Below are 16,617 nucleotides of genomic sequence, written 5' to 3'. Positions count from 1 at the left end.
AATTTCCGCGGTGGCAGACTGGATTGCTTCGCTGCGCTCGCAATGACGGAGTGCATACCAACCACTGCCCGTATGGAAAGAAGCCCCTCACCCTAACCCTCTCCCCGCAAGCGGGGAGAGGGGAAAAAGAGAGAGTCTTACTGGAACTGCGACTTCTTGTAGTAGCCGCTGTCGACCAGGGTCTTCTCCCAATTGTCCTTGTAGACCACAACCGGCTTCAGCAGATAGGACGGCACGGTCTTGACACCGTTCTCGTAGGTCTTGGTGTCGTTGACGGTGACCTGCTTGCCGGCGAGCGCGGCGTCGACCATGTCGGCGGTCACCTTGGCGAGGTCGCGGGTGTCCTTGAAGATGGTCGAGTACTGGTCGCCGCGCAGCATCGCCTTGATCGAGGGCACCTCGGCATCCTGGCCCGAGATGATGGGCATCGGCTGGCCGGCACTCCCGTAGCCGACGCCCTTCAGCGAGGAGATGATGCCGATCGAGAGGCCGTCATAGGGCGACAGCACGGCGTTGACCTTCTTGTTGCCGTAGTAGGCGCTGAGCAGGTTGTCCATGCGGGCCTGCGCAGTGGCGCCGTCCCAGCGCAGGGTCGCGACCTTATCCATGCCCATCTGGCCGGACACGACGACGAGCTTGCCGCTGTCGATATATGGCTTCAGCACGCTCATGGCGCCATTGTAGAAGAAGTAGGCATTGTTGTCGTCGGGCGAGCCGCCGAACAGCTCGATGTTGAAGGGGCCCTTGCCGTCCTTCAGGCCGAGACCTTGCACGATCGACTCCGCCTGGAGCACGCCGACCTGGAAGTTGTCGAAGGTCGCGTAATAGTCGACGTTCGGCGTGCCGCGGATCAGGCGGTCATAGGCGATCACGGTGATGCCTTTTGCTTTCGCCTGCTTGAGCACGTCGGACAAGGTGGTACCGTCGATCGCGGCGATCACCAGCGCCTTGGCGCCCTTGGTCACCATGTTCTCGACCTGGGAGAGCTGGTTCGGGATGTCGTCCTCGGCATATTGCAGGTCGGTGTTGTAGCCGCGCTCCTTCAGCACCTTGACCATGTTGTTGCCGTCGTCGATCCAGCGCGCCGAGGACTTCGTCGGCATGGCGATGCCGACCGTCGCCTTCTGGGCGAAGGCAGCGACGCCTGTGGCCATCGTGGCGGCACTGGCCAACGCCAGCGCGAGAAATGTTGTCTTCAGTTTCAGCATGTTTCACTCCCTTTGGGTGTCAGACTTTCTTCGTGGTGTCGAGAACGACGGTCGTGTACGGCTTGGGCCTCCTATGCGAGCTTGACGTCGGGTTCCGCGCGTCCGCGCGCGGTTGCTTCGAGCAGAAAGGTGCAGCCGGCTTGCGGATCGGCAGCGCGTGCCGCCGTGTCCATATCCTGCCAGGCCGACGTGACGAGCAGGCGCGACAGGTCGGGGCCGACGAAGGCGGGGCAGCTCGCCTGCTTCGCCGGCACGCTAAGCGAACGCAGGCGCTCGCCTTGCGGCGAGTAGACGTCGATCCGGCTCGCGCCCCAGCACGCATTCCAGATCTGCCCGTCGGCGTCGCATACCGAACCGTCGAGACCGCCGATGCCGCTGTGGCGCAACAGCACCTCCGGCTCGCCGCGCGGCAGGCCGGTCGCGGGGTTGAGCGGCACGGCATAGAGCACCGCACGCGGCGTGTCGGTGAAGTAGCCGGTGGCGCCGTCGGGCGAGAAGCAGATCGAATTGGGAATGCTGATGCCGGGAAACAGCGTCGAGATCTTGCCGCGATGAAGCGCGTAGATCGCGCCCGCCTTCGGCTCGGCTTTCTTGCCCATAGTGCCGATCCAGAACGTACCCGATTGATGCACGCGGCAATCGTTTGAGCGCGTCATCGGATTGTCCGCTTCGAGCGGACAGAACAGCGTCATCGAACCATCAGCGAGCTTGCGAATGTAGAGGCCATCTTCGGCGACGATCAGCTGCCGCTCGGCGTCGATACGCCCCAGCGCGCTCGCCATCCGCCCGAGCGCGTGGCTGCGGACAGTGCCGGTGCCGAGTTGCGCCTCGAACAGCTTGCCTTCGCGAATGTCGAACCACCAGGCCGTGTCGGTGGTCACGTCATAGGTCGGACCTTCGCCGAGATGGCAAGGATGATCCGAGAGGACAGTCGTTGGCACCTGCTCCATCATGGCGACCTCACTGAAAAGCGATAGACCGTGTGATGGCGATAGACCCCTCCGGGATAGAGGCGCGGGCTCGGGAAATCCGGCCGGTTCGGCGCGTCGGGCCAGATGTGCGGCTCCAGGCACATGGCGTCCGATTGCCGGATCAGCTTGCCGCCCTTGCCGGACATCGTACCGTCGAGATAATTGCCCGAATAGACCTGAAGTCCGGGCTGATCGGTGAGCAGCTCCATGATGCGCCCGGAGCGCGGCGCCTCCAGCCGCGCCGCGAGCGCAAGCTTGCCGTCGCGCCCGAGACAATAGGTGTGGTCGTAGCCCCTGCCGTTTTGCAATTGCGGGTCGCCTTCGCGGATGCGCTCGCCCACCGGCCACGGTTTGCGGAAATCGAACGGCGTGCCGGCCACGCTGCGCGGCGACTCCGGCAGCGGAATGGCGGTGGCATCTATGGCGAGGAATTGCTCGGCGGCGACCATCAGGCGGTGGTCGAGAATGGACGTCTCTGACGTCGCACCCTCGAGATTGAAGAAGCTGTGGTTGGTCAAATTGACGACGGTCGGCCGGTCGGTCCGCGCTTCCATCAGCAGCGACAGCTCGGTCGGCCCGGTGATGCGATAGGTCACGCGAACGTCGAGCCTACCGGGATAACTCTCCTCCCCGTGCGGGCTGACATAGGTGAGCGTCACCGCGGGCTCGGCGCCTCCGTCGATCTCCGCGATCTCCCAGAGCTTGCGATCAAAACCCTCGAGCCCGCCGTGCAACGCATTCGGACCGTTGTTGACCGCTAGCTGCACCGTCTCGCCTTGAAGCGAAAACTGTCCCTTGGCGATGCGGTTGGCATAGCGGCCGACGGTGGCGCCCAGAAACTTCCGTTCGGCGAGATAGCCGGCGAAGGCATCATGGCCAAGCACGACGTCGTCATATCCGCCGTTGGCATCCGGCGCGATCAACGCCTGCAGCACCGCGCCGTAGCTGATGATGCGCGCCTCGAAGCCGCCCTCCCCGCGCAGCACGACGCGCTCGACCTCGCGGCCGTCGGGCAGCGTCCCGAACACGTCTCTTGTGATTGTTGATGCGGCCATGCTCAATCCACAAACGGTTCGACGATCGTGCGCTTGCCGAGCAGGAAGGCGTCGGCGACGAGACGGAGCGGCGTCAGATCGACGTCACTTGCGCCGGTTGCTGCGAGCGCGACGAAGCGTCGGTAGAGCCCGCGATATTCCTCATCGGGCCCTTCGACAAGCACCTTGCCGTCGACGGCCATGCGCGCGCCACCGCTGGACAGCGTCAGCCGGCCCTGATCGGTTTCGACGAGGATATCCCAGCTCTGCGGCCCGGTCTGGCGGAAGTCGAACTCGGCGGTCACGGGCAGGCCGCTGATATCCGTCAGGTTCACGTTCGCCGCGATCGGCGCCTGGCAATTGGCTGGAAAGGCCAGCTCGGCCGCGGTGACGAACACGGGCTTCGGCAGAATCCTGGTCAGGATCGACAGCGCATTGATGCCCGGATCGAACACGCCGAGGCCGCCGGGCTCCCAGATCCAGCCCTGCCCGGGATGCCAGACACGCACGTCTTCCTTCCAGCTGATGTGAACGGATTTGATGTGCCGATCAGTGAGCCATTGCCGGGCCGGCTCCACCGCCGGCGCATAACGCGAATGCCAGGTCGCAAACAATGTCCGCTTCGCACCCGCCGCCATCGCGATCAACGGATCAAGCTCGGCAACGCCGGTGCCCGGCGGCTTCTCCAGCATGACGTGCTTGCCGGCGGCGAGCGCCGCCGCGGCCTGGGCCCGTCGCACCTGCGGCGGCGTGCAGAGCGAGACCGCGTCGATCGGCGGCCCCTTCTGAAGCAATTCCTCGATGGTCGTAAAATGCGGCACCCCCTGCAGCGAGGCGTTGCGGCTCGCCACGGCGGCAAGCGTTGCGCCCGGTGTGGCGGCGATCGCCGCCACATGCTGGTCCCGCGCGATCTTGCCGAAGCCGACGATGGCGATGCGAAGGTCTGTCACGCTTGTTCTCCAGTGTCGGCCGACGGTGGCGGCTCGGCCGGGGCGGTCTCGATCGCCGTACTGTCATGGCGGCGCATGCTGTTGTGAATGACATAGACCATGGCCTCGGATGCGGCATGGGCATCGCCCGCGACGATGGCATCGACGATCTTCTGATGCCAGAGCAGCACGGTATCGCGATCCTCCGGCTCGACCGGAGCGCTGAGCAGGAAAGAGGCGCGCAGCGCTGCTTCAATGACATGCCCAATCGAGCGCATGAACAGATTGCCCGAGGCACGCGCCACGGCAACATGAAGCGCGAGATCTGCATCTGCAAATCCGACCGAGTCGGACGCTTCATGCCGCATCCGATCCATGCTGCGGCGCAGCTCGCTGATGTCTTGCTCGGATCGCTGTGTTGCCGCCAGCATCGCCGCGCGCGGCTCCACGGCGAGACGGATCTCGGCGAGGTCGTCAAGGAAGCGCTTGTCGATGCCGGCATCGAGGTGCCAGGCCAGCACGTCTGCGTCGAACATGTTCCAGGCACCTCGCTCGCGCACGACGGTGCCGACCCGCGCCTTGGTGGTGAGCAGGCCCTTGGCGACCAGCGTCTTGACGCTCTCGCGCAGCACCGGCCGCGACACGCCGAACATTGCGATCATCTCGGCATCCCCCGGCAGGCGCGTGCCTTCCGCATAGCGGCCGGCGATGATGTCGACGCCGATCGAACGCGCCACCTCCGCATGGTTGGAATGGGCCCGCCGCGTCGGGATGACGACGATCCGCGAGGTCATGACGCCGCTCCCGCATGCTTCGCCGCCGGCCGGCGCGCAAGCGCGACCAGCCCCTGCAGCAGGACAATGAAGGCGAATAGAAGCACGCCCGAGGTGCGGGGGATCAGCAAGAGCTTTGGCGCGGTGCAGGAGGTCGACTTCATGCTGAGACGGACGTTTCGGCCGCGCGCCAGCCGGATTCCGATCCAATCTGCGAGAAGCCGATCGTGAGCTGGGCGCTGGCCGGCGTCGCGAGCAACAAGGCGGCCATGGCGCTGGCCGCACAGAGAGCTTTAGGGGGCATCAGGCGCGTCTCCCAAGATGTTTTATCCGGGGGCGCCGATTGGTAGCATGGCACCCACAGGCCGGCCTTCGCACCAGCGGCGGGCACTATTTCACGGAAGTTGAGTTCCGACTAGTCATATTATTTGACTATTTGGAGCAAAGCAGGCGAGGTGGGGCGAGCTGAGTTATGACACGTTCAGCGCGATTTTGCTCCCTTCATGCAACGGAGGGATGAAAAAATTAGGCGGCGCGATGGAGCCTCAGCTGTCAGCGGGGCGAAGGTGCGCCCCCGCTTGCGGGAGGCGGAGGGCAGCAGCGCTAGATCAGCTTCCGCTGCGCCAGGTTCTTCATTAGTGCGCCGATGCCGAACGTCCAGGGCTCGCACTCGTCGCTGGTGCGCATGCGGTTGACGAGCTTGCCGAGCTGAGGCGCTGCGATAGTGACAATGTCGTCGCGCTTGTGGGTGAATCCCTGCCCCGGCGCATCGCGATCCTTCACGGGTGCGAACATGGTGCCGAGGAACAGCACGAAGCCGTCAGGATATTGATGCACCTTGCCGATGGTCTGCGCGACGAGATCGGTCGGATCGCGGCTGATCTTGCTGATCGAGGAATGGCCGTCGAGAACGAAGCCGTCCGTCCCCATGACGTTCAGGCTGATGTCCAGCCTGCGCGCGTCGTCGAGCGTGAAGGTGTCGTCGAACAGGCGCAGCAGCGGGCCGATCGAACAGGACGCGTTGTTGTCCTTGGCCTTCGACAACAGCAGCGCCGAGCGGCCCTCGAAGTCGCGCAGGTTCACGTCGTTGCCAAGCGCGCCCCCGACGATCTTGCCGCGGCTCGACACGAACAGCACGAGCTCGGGCTCGGGATTGTTCCAGGTCGATTTCGGGTGCAGGCCGGCATCCATGCCGGTGCCGACCGACGACAAGGTGGGCGCCTTGGTGAAAACCTCGGCATCCGGACCGATGCCGACCTCAAGATATTGGCTCCAGGCATTCTGATCGATCAGCACTTGCTTCAGGTGCATCGCCTGATCCGAGCCCGGCTTGAGCTTTGACAGATCGTCGCCGATCAGGCGCGTCACTTCTTTCCGGATCGCTTCGGCCGAGGCCGGATTGCCCTTGGCGCGCTCTTCGATAACGCGTTCCAGCATCGAGATCGCGAACGTGACGCCGGCGGCCTTCAGCGTCTGGAGATCGACGGGCGCGAGCAGCCAGGGCTTTTGGGGATCGCGCCCGTCCGGCGGGGTGTTGGCGACGATCGCCTCGAGATCACCGATGCGCTCGCCCTTGGTGGCGGCAAGCGCCTTGGCGGGATCGTCCGTCTCGCAGAGCGCGCTGATGGTCGGAAATTTTGCTGTGACGTCATACACACCGTCACCGCGCACGGCGACGATGGCCGGACCGTTGACCTGCGGCAGCCAGACGCGGCCGACCAGCGTTCCCTTCGTGCCGTCCTCGGGGAGAAGGTCCTTTACAGTCAATGTCGTCATGGCCGCGTCCTCGCTGTTCTAAGGAATGGCCGCATTCGCAGCGGCCGTTCCCGTTAGCGAAGACCAATAAACGTCTGGCGCTGGAAGTCCAGAGCGGCGACGCGCCGTGCAATTAAGCCCCTGCCCGCGCCTTTCGCGCTGCAATCTGGTGCAGTGCCCAGCGCGCATTCTTGCGGACATCAGGATCAGGATCGTCGGCGATCACGGCCAGGAATGCCTCGCCGTCAGGGTGGCCGATCTCACCTAGCGCGGCGGCGGCTTCTTTGCGCAAATTCGCCTGGTCGTGATTGACGCAATTGCCGATCGGCCGCACCGCGCGTTCGATCTTCATCTTGCCAAGGCTGCGGATCGCCTTCAGCCGCACCTGCCAGAACTCGTCCGCGAGGCAGCCGACGAGCTGATCAGCCGCGATTGCACCATTCACGTTGAGACCCAGCGTCTCCGCTGCCATCTCGCGGACCATCCAGTCGGCATCCTTCAGCGCGCGGGTGATGGTCTCCGCCGCCGGCTTCATCTGCGAAAAGGCCAATGCGCTCACGGCGGCGCGGCGCACATGGGCATCGGGATCGTTGATCAGCGCGGTCAGCGCCGGAATGGATTCCTCCAGCTTGAGAAAGCCGATCACGCCGATCGCCTGCACGCGCACGGCGGCGTCAGGGTCCTGGAGCGCTTCCAGCGCGGGCTTGAGTGTATCCCTGCGCCGCAGTTCCTTCAGCGCGCGCAGAGCGCCCATGCGGACGAAAGCGTGGGTATGCCTGACCAGCGGCAGAATCGCGTCGGCGCAGGCGGGATCCTTGAATTCAGCCATGCTGTCGGCCGCAGCCGCCGCGACGATCCTCTCGGGATCGACGAGCAGCTTCACCAGCGCGCTTGCTGCCTCCGGTCCGTCGAACTCGCCGAGCGCCATCGCGACCTGCTGGCGCACACCGGCATCGGGATCGGTGACCATTTTGGCGAGATGTGCGACCGCGGCGGGATCGCCGGAATGACCGAGTGCAATGATGGCGACGCGGCGTTCGGCGGGATCGGCCGCCTGCAGCCGCTCGTCGGCGTCCTCGAGATCGTCATAGGATTCGAACGGGCTCGACATGATCACCTCAACAGATAGGGAATGTTGACGGTGACGGCGCCGGTCGGACAATCCGCTTCGCAGGGCATGCAATACCAGCACTCGTCATAGGCCATGTAGGCCTTGTTGGTCATGTCGCTGATGCGCAGCACGTCGAGCGGGCAGACATCGACGCACACCGTGCAGCCCTTGTCCGCGATGCATTTGGCGTCGTCGACCACCACCGGAACCGATGTCTGATAGGACGCGAGAGGCATGTGATGTCTCCTGTTGGCTATGTTCTGGTGGATCAGGCCGAGGCGCGAATGCGCTGCTTGTCGTAGAGGTCCTTCTCGTCGTCCGCGATCGGCACGACATAGGGCTCGACTGCGCGCTTCTCGCTGGTCATCCTGCCGTCCTGCTTGGACAGCAGCGTGTGGCAGAACCAGTTCTCGTTGTCCTTCTCCGGGAAATCCGTCCGCCAGTGATAGAGACCCCAGCGGCTCTCTTCGCGGTAGAGCGAGGCGTGTGCGGCCATATCGGCACAGTCCATGATCGACTGCACTTCGAGCGCGCGCAGCAATTCGTGCGCGTTGCGCGCGATCATGCGCTCCTGCATATCCTCACGCGCTTCGGCGAGCCGCCGCATGCCGAGCTCATATTTGCGCGTGACCTTCGGCGGCTGGAGGTAGTCGTTGACCAGACGGCGGGTCTTGTACTCGATCTGGTTCGGCGGAATGCCGTCCTCGCGCTTGGTCGGCGCCATCACGCGCTCGCGTTCCATGGCGACGTCGGCCGCGTCGAATTCCGCGAAATCATGGTTGTCGGCGAACTCCATCGCGTCGATGCCTGCGACCGAGCCGTTGGTGAAGGCGCCGAGCATGTAATTGTGCGGGACGCTCGCCATGTCGCCGGCGGCGTAGAGGCCGGGTACGGTGGTGCGGGCATTGTCGTCGACGAACACGCCTGACGCGCTGTGGCCGGAGCAGAAGCCGATCTCGGAGATATGCATCTCGATGGACTCACTGCGGTAGTCGACCCCGCGCCCCTGCTGGAACAGGCCGCGCGTCGGACGCTCGACCTTGTGCAGCGTGGATTCGATCTCGGAAATGGTGTCGGGGTGGAGATGCTTGAGCTGGAGGAACACCGGACCCTTGCCGGAGAGGAGCTCGTTGTAGAACTCCAGCATCATCTGGCCGGACCAGTAGTCGCATTCGATGAAGCGCGAGCCTTCGTTGTTTGCCGTATATGCGCCGAACGGGCCGGCGACATAGGCGCAAGCCGGGCCGTTATAGTCCTTGATCAGCGGGTTGATCTGGAAGCATTCGAGGTTCGCAAGCGCGGCGCCGGCGTGATACGCCATGGCGTAGCCGTCGCCGGTATTGGCGGCGTTCTCATAGGTGCCGAACATGTAGCCGGAGGTCGGCAGACCTAGCCGGCCGGCGGCGCCCATGCACAGGATCACGGCCTTGGCCTTGATCACGAGCATCTCGGCGGTGCGCGTATTGACGCTGATGGCACCGGCGATGCGACCGTCGGAGGACTTGAGCAGACGCGTCGCCATGTAGCGGTTGGAGATCAGGATGCGGGCGCGGCGGAGCTGGCGGTAGAGCGCCTTCTTCACGGTCTCGCCGTTCGGCATTGGCAGCACATAAGTGCCGATGTGGTGCACCTTCTTGACGGCGTAGTCGCCGTTCTCGTTCTTCAGGAAGCGAATGCCGAAGCTGTCCAGTTCCTCGATGATCTTGTAGCAGTTCTGGGCGTATTTGTAGACCGCCTTCTGATCGACGATGCCGTCATTGGCGATGGTGATTTCCTTGGTGTACTGCTCCGGCGTCGCGTAACCGGGGATGACGGCGTTGTTGAGCCCATCCATACCCATCGAGATCGCGCCGGAGCGCTTGACGTTCGCCTTCTCGAGCAGGACGACATTGGCCTTCGGGTTCTTCAGCTTCGCCTTCAGTGCCGCCATCGGGCCGGCTGTGCCGCCGCCGATCACCAGCACATCGCAGGAAACTTCCGAAAGTCCGTCGACGATCTGATCTAGTGCCATCGCTTGCTCCTGGTTCGCCGATCCCGGCGCCTTTGCGTCAGATTTGTTCAGGGGGCGTCGCCGCGATAGCAATTAGTTGTCGCTGGGACGCGATTTGTAGCTCAGCGCTCGACGAAGGCTTTTTCGATGACGAAATGGCCGGGCTGGCTATGGTTGCCCTCGACAAAGCCGCGCGCCGCGAACATCGCGGGGAGTTCCTCGAGCATCGCCGGGCTGCCGCACAGCATGATGCGGTCAGTTTCGATGTCGAGGCTCGCTTGTCCGATATCCTCGAAGAGCTGGTTCGAGGCGATCAGGTCGGTGATGCGGCCGCGATTCCGGAACGGCTCGCGGGTGACGGTCGGGTAGTAGACGAGCTTGTCGCGGATCAAGGGGCCGAAGAATTCTGATTGCGCAGGTCCTCGACGAGGTGCTCGCCATAGGCGAGTTCCGAGACCTGGCGGCAGCCATGGGCGAGCACGATGGTCTCGTAATTCTCATAGACGTCGGGGTCCTTGATCAGGCTGGCGAAGGGCGCCAGGCCCGTTCCGGTTGAAAGCAGCAGCAGGCGTTTTCCCGGAATGAGGTTGCCGGTGATCAGCGTGCCCGTCGCCTTGCGCCCGACCAGGATGATGTCACCTTCCCTGATCTTCTGAAGGCGCGAGGTCAGCGGGCCGTCCTGCACCTTGATCGAGAAGAATTCGAGCGCCTCCTCGTGATTGGCGCTGGCCATGCTGTAGGCCCGCATCAACGGCTTGCCCTCGACCTCCAGACCAATCATTGCGAACTGGCCGTTCTGGAAGCGGAAGCCGGGATCGCGCGTCGCGGTGAAGCTGAACAGGGACTCGGTCCAGTGCCTGACCGACAGAACCGTTTCCTTCTGAAATGCACTCATCGTCTCTCCTTGGTCATCGATGACGCGCAAGGTTTCGGAGAGAGGAGAGTCCGGCAATTCGGAAGTGAAGTTCCCGGTCGATTAGTTTCACATTTCGCGTGGGTTGCTCGAAGAGCAGGCTCGCGATCCCACCCGCACCGGCAATTAGTTGCTATTCGTGCGTTCCCGCCTCGACGTAGAACGAAGTCAGAGGTTCGTCATGACAATGACATTGGTGGCACCGACCGTGGCCGACTACGAAGCCAGCGCCGATCTCGCTTCGCTCCTGGTCCGCACCGCGCAGGACGACGCGCTCAGCGTTTCTGCCGAAACACTCCGCCTCTCCTGCAAATGCGCCCATTGCACCCGCGCCCGCTTCGACGGCCGCTTCCCCAAAGCGTTTCCGGGGATTGCGATTACCGACATCGGCGATCTCGGCTATGGGCTGAACATTTCGTTTTCGGATGGGCACAACCGGGGGATTTATCCGAAGCCGTATCTGCTGAACTTGGCGGGGCGGTGACCCGGTATTCGGTGTCATTTCCCCGCGCGAGGCGTCTGCCCCCATCTGGCACGGACATTGCTCCTCTTTAGAACGATTTGAAACGTTCGGGAGGCAGGCGATGTTGCAGGCAGCGAATGCGGTTCGCGGGGCTGTTCCCCCAGCAGTCAGGCCTGCCAGCAGTTCCTCGCTGCTGCTCACCGAGAACCAGCAATGGATCGGCGGTCCACCCCCGTTGATGGACAAGCTCTCACCGCGCGAGCGGGAGTTGGTGCTGAAGCAGGGCCGCCGCAAGGTGCTCAATCGCGGCCAAACGCTGTTCAGCCAGGGCGGCAAGCATGACGGCATCTGGCTGATCGAGAGCGGCCGCATCCGTGTCTTCTACACCTCGCCACTCGGACGCGAGATCACGCTGGCCTATTGGCACGTTGGCAATTTCGTCGGCGGTCCCGAAGTGTTCGAAGGCACCGTGCATCAATGGTCCGGCGTTGCCTCCAGTAATTGCAGCGTCGTGCACCTGCCCGGAAAGGAACTGCGGTCCCTTGCCGCAGAGATCCCGAACCTCGCGATTGGCCTGATCGAAGGCCTGACGTTCAAAGGCAAATGCTATTCGGCGCTGGCCCAGATGCTTGGGACGCGCTCGATCACGCAGCGTCTCGCCCATCTCTTGCTGCATCTCGTCGAGCTTTACGGCGTCGCGGATGCCGACGGCACCGTGATCGCTGCGGCCTTCACCCACGCCGACATCGCCCACATGGTCGGCGCCACCAGACAATGGGTCACGATCAGCCTGAAGCGGATGCAGGAGAAGGGAATCGTGCTGACCAAACGGTCGCAGATCGTGGTCTGCCGGACCGACATTCTGGAGGAGATGCGCGGCCAGGCGGCGGATTGAAGGGGCCCGCGACCATGGCCGGTGCACAGGCAAGCGGCTTTATAGTGCAGGACTGCCCAAGGAGTATGCAATCAGCTTTTCCCGGCAACTAATCGACTGCGGCGGCCACTCCGGATTTGCCCTGCCTGCGCCCTCCCCCAATCATGGCACCCACAGCACATCCAACCGAATGAGGATGAGAATGGCCCGCCATCTTCCCACGCTCTCGATCGCGATGTCAGTGACGTCGCTGGCGCTGCTCGTCGCGCAGCCGGCTTCTGCGGAAACCGTCAAGCTCGGCATCGGAACGCAGGATACCACGTCCAACACGGTCACCGCAGGCGTCGTCATCCGCCAATTGCAACTGCTTGAGAAGTACCTGCCGAAGGACGGCAAATACGCCAACATGAAGTTTGAGCTCGAATGGCAGAACTTCACCTCCGGTCCGCCCGTCACCAACGCGATGATGGCGAACAAGCTGCAGATCGGGATGATGGGCGACTATCCGCTCATCGTGAACGGATTCACCTTTGAGAGCAATCCGGAGAGCAAGAGCCGCCTCGTCGGCATCGCCGCCTACAGCCTGTCCGGCTCGGGCAACGGCCTCGTCGTTCACAAGGACTCACCCTATTACGACCTTGCCGATCTCAAGGGTAAGCTCGTCAGCGTGCCTTTCGGTTCCGCCGCGCACGGCATGGTGCTGAAAGCGATGCAGGATCGCGGCTATGCGTCCGATTTCTTCCAGCTCGTCAGCCAGAGCCCGGAGGTCGGCTCGACCAATCTGCAGGAGAAGAAGATCGACGGGCACGCCGATTTCGTCCCCTTCGCCGAGCTGTTGCCGTTCCGCGGCTTCGCGCGGAAGATCTTCGACGGCGTCGAAACGAACTTGCCGACCTTCCACGGCATCGTGGTTCGCACCGACTTCGCCGAAAAATATCCCGAGGTCGTCGTCGCCTATTTCAAGGCGCTAATCGCCGCCAATCAGTGGCTGCGCGCGGATCCCAAGCTGGCCGCCGAGAAGATCCAGGAATGGACCGGCATCAACAAGGAGGTCGTCTACATCTTCTTAGGGCCCAGCGGCAATATGACGACCGATCCGACTATCAAGCCGGCGCTGATCGATGCGGCCACGACCGACGTCAAGGTGCTGCAGAATCTAGGCCGCATGAAGGAGTTCGATCCGAAAAAATGGGTCGACGACAAATACATCCGCAAGGCCTATGCTGAAATGAAGCTCGACTACGACGCCCAGCTCGCGAGCACCAACAACTATGAGATCTCGGGCGAGGACAGCTTCTGCAAGAAGCCCATCACCGATCCGCGCAAGGCGGGCGAAGTTTGGGTCGACGGTGCCGGCATCATGCCCTTCTCGTCCGCCAGCTGCACGCTCAGCGCCTATGCCGACTACAAGGCCAAGGGCAAGAAGATCAACGTCGCCTACGTCTTCGACACCACGCGCGGCATCAAGCTGTTCGCCGATCAGGCCTTCTTCGCGGTCGGCAATAGCGAGGTCGCCCCGTTCCTGCTGAAGAAGGACGCCGAAGCCTACGCCGCCAAGATCAGCGGCAAGGTGCTCGGCTTCGATGAAGCGATGAAAGCCGCCGTCGGCGGAGGCAAGACGTGAGCAGCCCCGCCCTCGTCAGACAGCCCGAGGACAGCATGCCGGCAACAACACTTGCTGAGGCGGGCTCCGCGCCCGCCGCCATCATCCGGCCTTCGACGCCGCCTTCCTTCGCCACACTGGGATTGCGCTGGTACCGGCTCAATCGGGCAGGTCTGCGCGCGGCGGCAATCGGCGTGATTTCGCTGCTCGCCTTTCTGCTGGTCTGGCATCTGCTCACGACCTATCGGGTCGTGTTCTTCGTGCGCTTCACCAACGTGCCCTCGCCGCTCGCGGTCTATGACAGTTTCACAAAAGCGATTCACGATCCTAAATTCCTGATGCACATCCTGCTCAGTTGCCGGCGAATCTTCATCGGATTCTCGCTCGCGGCGATCGTCGGCGTGCCGCTCGGCCTGATCATGGGGCGCTTCAAGCTGGTGCATGAGGTGATTTTCCCGGTCGCCGAAGTGCTGCGGCCGATCCCGGCAATCGCCTGGGTGCCGATGGCGATCATGCTGTGGCCGACCAACGAGCAGAGCATCGTCTACATCACCTTCCTCGGTTCGTTCTTCCCGATTCTCGTCAACACCCTGCACGGCATGTCGCTGGTCGACCCCGTGCTGGTACGCGCCGCACAATGTCTCGGCGCGCGCGAACGCTCGATCTTTCGGGAGGTCTATTTCCCAGCCTCGCTGCCGCACATCTTCACCGGCCTCACCGTCGGCATGGGCGTCGCCTGGGTCTCGCTGATCGCCGCAGAGATGATCTCGGGCCAATACGGCATCGGTTACTTCACCTGGGAAGCTTATTCGCTGGTCCAATATGCCGACATCGCGCTCGGCATGATCGCAATCGGGGTGCTCGGCCTCGGGTCGAGCCTGCTGATCAGGGGCGCGGGGCAATTGGTGATGCCGTGGAGATCGACATGAGCGAGCTGCTAGCGAACAGCCCAAAAGGCCACATCGAAGTCAAGAACTTCTCCCTCGCCTACGAGACCATCGAGGGCGCGGTGCAGGCTGTCACCGACACGCAGATCCATGTGCGGCCCGGCGAGTTCGTGTCGATCGTCGGCCCGTCCGGCTGCGGAAAGTCGACGCTGCTCAATGCCGTCGCAGGCTTCCTCAAGCCGACGACCGGTGTAGTTACCGTCGACGGCGAGCGGGTAAACGGTCCGAGCGCCGAACGCGGCATGGTGTTTCAGCAATATTCTCTTTTTCCGTGGAAGACCGTGCGCGAGAACGTCGAGTTCGGCCTGAAGATGCGCGGCATGCCGCGCTCGCAGCGCGAACGCGCCGCGCGCACGCTGTTGGGGCTTGCGGGACTCGAAGCGTTCGAAAAGCATTATCCGGAAAAGCTCTCCGGCGGCATGAAGCAGCGCGTCGGCATCGTCCGCGCGCTCGCGACGGGACCGAAAGTGCTGTTGCTGGACGAGCCCTTTGGCGCGCTCGACGCGCAGACGCGCGTCATCATGCAGCAGATCCTCACCAATATGTGGCAGCGGCTGAAGATCTCGGTGCTGTTTGTCACCCACGACATTGACGAAGCCATCTTCCTTTCCGACCGCGTCTATTGCATGACCGCGCGGCCGGGCTCGATCAAGGCGGAGATCCCGATCCCGCTGGAGCGGCCGCGGCAGCAATCGATGATGATGTCGTCGGAATTCTTGGCGCTCCGCCGCGGGCTGATGTCGCTGATCCGCGAAGAGAGCCTGAAGGCGATGGGCGGCGAGATCAACGACTTGGGCATGCAGGGGCTCAACATCGAGCTGCACGGCCACTCGCTCGCGGACGTGATTTAGCTTACCGCTCGCAGCAATGACGGTCTCGTAGGGTGGGCAAAGCGAAAGCGTGCCCACCATTCTCCGTATCTCGTAGAACTGGTGGGCACGGCGCGAAGGGCGCTCCTTTGCCCACCCTACTGCAGCTTTGCCCCGATCACTTGAACCAATGCACCAGCGCGATGCTGATCCCCAGCAGCAGGATCAGCGACAGCGTCACGGCGGCCGTCACCCGGCCGCCGACATTGGCGAGCACCCGCACGTCGACGCCAAGGCCGAGGGCGGCCATCGAGACCACCGTGAGAAAGCTCGTGATCGTCGTCACGGGGCCAACCACCGTCGCCGGCACGATCTCCAGCGAGCGCAGGGTCGCAAGCGCAAGGAAGCCGAGGATGAACCAGGGGACCAGGCGGAAGAAGCCGACGCTGGTTTTCTTGGCATCGCTCTGCCAGCGCGAAGCGACCAGCGACAGGCCGACGACGACCGGGCCGAGCATCAGGACACGCATCAGCTTCACCAGCGTGCCGATCTGGGTTGAGACGAGACCTGCCGGCACCGTCGCGGCGAGCACCTGCGGCACTGCGTAAACGGTGAGCCCGGCGAGAATGCCGTACTGCGTTGCGGACAATTGCAGCAGCGGGATCAGCAGCGGCAGGCCCAGCACCATCATCACGCCAAGGATCGCCGTAAAGGAGATCGAGGATGCAATCTCGTCGTTGCTGGCGCCGATGATGGGCGCCACTGCGGCGATGGCGGAATTGCCGCAGATCGAGTTGCCGCAGGCGATCAGGATCGACAGGCGCGTCGACAGGCCGAGTAGCCGGCTGAGGCCGAAGGAGACGCAGAGCGCGACCACGACGACCGCGGCGATGGAGGCGAGCAGCGCAATGCCGGAAGCCGCGATCGCGGCAAAGCTGATGGAGGCCCCGAGCAGCATCACCGCGACTTCCAGCAGTTGCTTGGCGCTGAAGGCGATGCCGGCCTGCCACCGCGGGGCCGGCTTCCAGAAGCTGCGCACCGCCATGCCGAGCAGGATCGCCATGACCAGCGCCTCGACATAGGGGTGCTCGAACATGCCCAGTTCGGCCCGCTCGAGCAGGGCCGACACACCGGCCACGAGAACGCAGAGGAGGATGCCCGGAATCAGCGCCGCAATACGGCCCGCGGCGGTGACCGGCTTGGAATCGGCCGGGCTGGATGCTTGATTCTGCGACAC

The 16,617-nt window shown here is 63.5% G+C and carries 15 protein-coding genes and 2 pseudogenes; 5 read left to right on the top strand and 12 right to left on the bottom strand.

The window, feature by feature from the left end:
- Positions 1-137 precede the first annotated feature (137 nt).
- The 11 genes and pseudogenes from chvE to I6F36_RS26030 all read right to left on the bottom strand — a co-directional run bounded on the left by chvE (position 138) and on the right by I6F36_RS26030 (position 10,666).
- Positions 138-1,208 carry a multiple monosaccharide ABC transporter substrate-binding protein gene (gene chvE, locus I6F36_RS26080; RefSeq protein ID WP_036005529.1) on the bottom strand — a complete coding sequence of 357 codons (1,071 nt, stop codon included), beginning with the start codon at positions 1,206-1,208 and terminating at the stop codon, positions 138-140.
- A 71-nt stretch (positions 1,209-1,279) separates the two neighbouring features.
- Entirely contained in the window at positions 1,280-2,158 is an 879-nt protein-coding gene (locus I6F36_RS26075) for an SMP-30/gluconolactonase/LRE family protein (protein ID WP_225129005.1), read from the bottom strand.
- On the bottom strand, positions 2,158-3,234 hold the full coding sequence (locus I6F36_RS26070) for an aldose epimerase family protein (protein ID WP_225128864.1): 1,077 nt from the start codon (positions 3,232-3,234) through the stop codon (positions 2,158-2,160). The genes I6F36_RS26075 and I6F36_RS26070 overlap by 1 nt, the downstream gene beginning before the upstream one ends.
- Positions 3,235-3,236: 2 nt before the next feature.
- Positions 3,237-4,163, bottom strand: coding sequence for a Gfo/Idh/MocA family protein (locus tag I6F36_RS26065; protein ID WP_225128863.1), 927 nt, complete (start codon positions 4,161-4,163; stop codon positions 3,237-3,239).
- Positions 4,160-4,936, bottom strand: a complete 777-nt coding sequence (locus I6F36_RS26060) for a FadR/GntR family transcriptional regulator (RefSeq protein ID WP_225128862.1) — start codon at positions 4,934-4,936, stop codon at positions 4,160-4,162. Before I6F36_RS26060 ends, I6F36_RS26065 begins: the two co-directional genes overlap by 4 nt.
- A gap of 145 nt (positions 4,937-5,081) precedes the next feature.
- Positions 5,082-5,219 (bottom strand): annotated as a pseudogene (locus tag I6F36_RS26055) (sugar ABC transporter substrate-binding protein); the annotation flags it as partial.
- Between the two features lie 299 nt (positions 5,220-5,518).
- Complete coding sequence (locus I6F36_RS26050; RefSeq protein WP_036023370.1) at positions 5,519-6,691, bottom strand: fumarylacetoacetate hydrolase family protein; 1,173 nt, start codon at positions 6,689-6,691, stop codon at positions 5,519-5,521.
- 112 nt (positions 6,692-6,803) lie between these two features.
- Positions 6,804-7,781 carry a HEAT repeat domain-containing protein gene (locus tag I6F36_RS26045; RefSeq protein WP_036023369.1) on the bottom strand — a complete coding sequence of 326 codons (978 nt, stop codon included), beginning with the start codon at positions 7,779-7,781 and terminating at the stop codon, positions 6,804-6,806.
- 2 nt (positions 7,782-7,783) lie between these two features.
- Positions 7,784-8,017 carry a ferredoxin family protein gene (locus I6F36_RS26040; RefSeq protein WP_007593252.1) on the bottom strand — a complete coding sequence of 78 codons (234 nt, stop codon included), beginning with the start codon at positions 8,015-8,017 and terminating at the stop codon, positions 7,784-7,786.
- A 32-nt stretch (positions 8,018-8,049) separates the two neighbouring features.
- Positions 8,050-9,792 carry a fumarate reductase/succinate dehydrogenase flavoprotein subunit gene (locus tag I6F36_RS26035; protein ID WP_225149817.1) on the bottom strand — a complete coding sequence of 581 codons (1,743 nt, stop codon included), beginning with the start codon at positions 9,790-9,792 and terminating at the stop codon, positions 8,050-8,052.
- A 101-nt stretch (positions 9,793-9,893) separates the two neighbouring features.
- Positions 9,894-10,666: pseudogene (locus tag I6F36_RS26030) on the bottom strand (ferredoxin--NADP reductase).
- A gap of 205 nt (positions 10,667-10,871) precedes the next feature.
- On the opposite strand from I6F36_RS26030, the gene I6F36_RS26025 reads away from it, so the two are divergent.
- From I6F36_RS26025 to I6F36_RS26005, 5 genes are all read left to right on the top strand, one after another.
- On the top strand, positions 10,872-11,168 hold the full coding sequence (locus I6F36_RS26025) for a gamma-butyrobetaine hydroxylase-like domain-containing protein (RefSeq protein ID WP_036005572.1): 297 nt from the start codon (positions 10,872-10,874) through the stop codon (positions 11,166-11,168).
- Between the two features lie 100 nt (positions 11,169-11,268).
- Positions 11,269-12,042, top strand: coding sequence for a Crp/Fnr family transcriptional regulator (locus tag I6F36_RS26020; RefSeq protein ID WP_057030048.1), 774 nt, complete (start codon positions 11,269-11,271; stop codon positions 12,040-12,042).
- Between the two features lie 181 nt (positions 12,043-12,223).
- A complete protein-coding gene (locus tag I6F36_RS26015; RefSeq protein ID WP_225172444.1) occupies positions 12,224-13,645 on the top strand; it encodes an ABC transporter substrate-binding protein in 1,422 nt (473 codons plus the stop codon).
- A gap of 35 nt (positions 13,646-13,680) precedes the next feature.
- Entirely contained in the window at positions 13,681-14,553 is an 873-nt protein-coding gene (locus I6F36_RS26010; RefSeq protein WP_225172530.1) for an ABC transporter permease, read from the top strand.
- Complete coding sequence (locus I6F36_RS26005; RefSeq protein ID WP_225149820.1) at positions 14,550-15,422, top strand: ABC transporter ATP-binding protein; 873 nt, start codon at positions 14,550-14,552, stop codon at positions 15,420-15,422. Before I6F36_RS26010 ends, I6F36_RS26005 begins: the two co-directional genes overlap by 4 nt.
- 136 nt (positions 15,423-15,558) lie before the next feature.
- Here I6F36_RS26005 and I6F36_RS26000 read toward each other — a convergent pair whose 3' ends face one another.
- Positions 15,559-16,617 carry a putative sulfate exporter family transporter gene (locus I6F36_RS26000; protein WP_225149821.1) on the bottom strand — a complete coding sequence of 353 codons (1,059 nt, stop codon included), beginning with the start codon at positions 16,615-16,617 and terminating at the stop codon, positions 15,559-15,561.

The sequence above is a fragment of the Bradyrhizobium sp. BRP19 genome (assembly GCF_020194195.1).
Taxonomy (GTDB): domain Bacteria; phylum Pseudomonadota; class Alphaproteobacteria; order Rhizobiales; family Xanthobacteraceae; genus Bradyrhizobium; species Bradyrhizobium yuanmingense.
The sequence above is the reverse complement of the archived record's forward strand: the minus strand, read 5'-3'. Positions and strand labels throughout refer to the sequence as shown.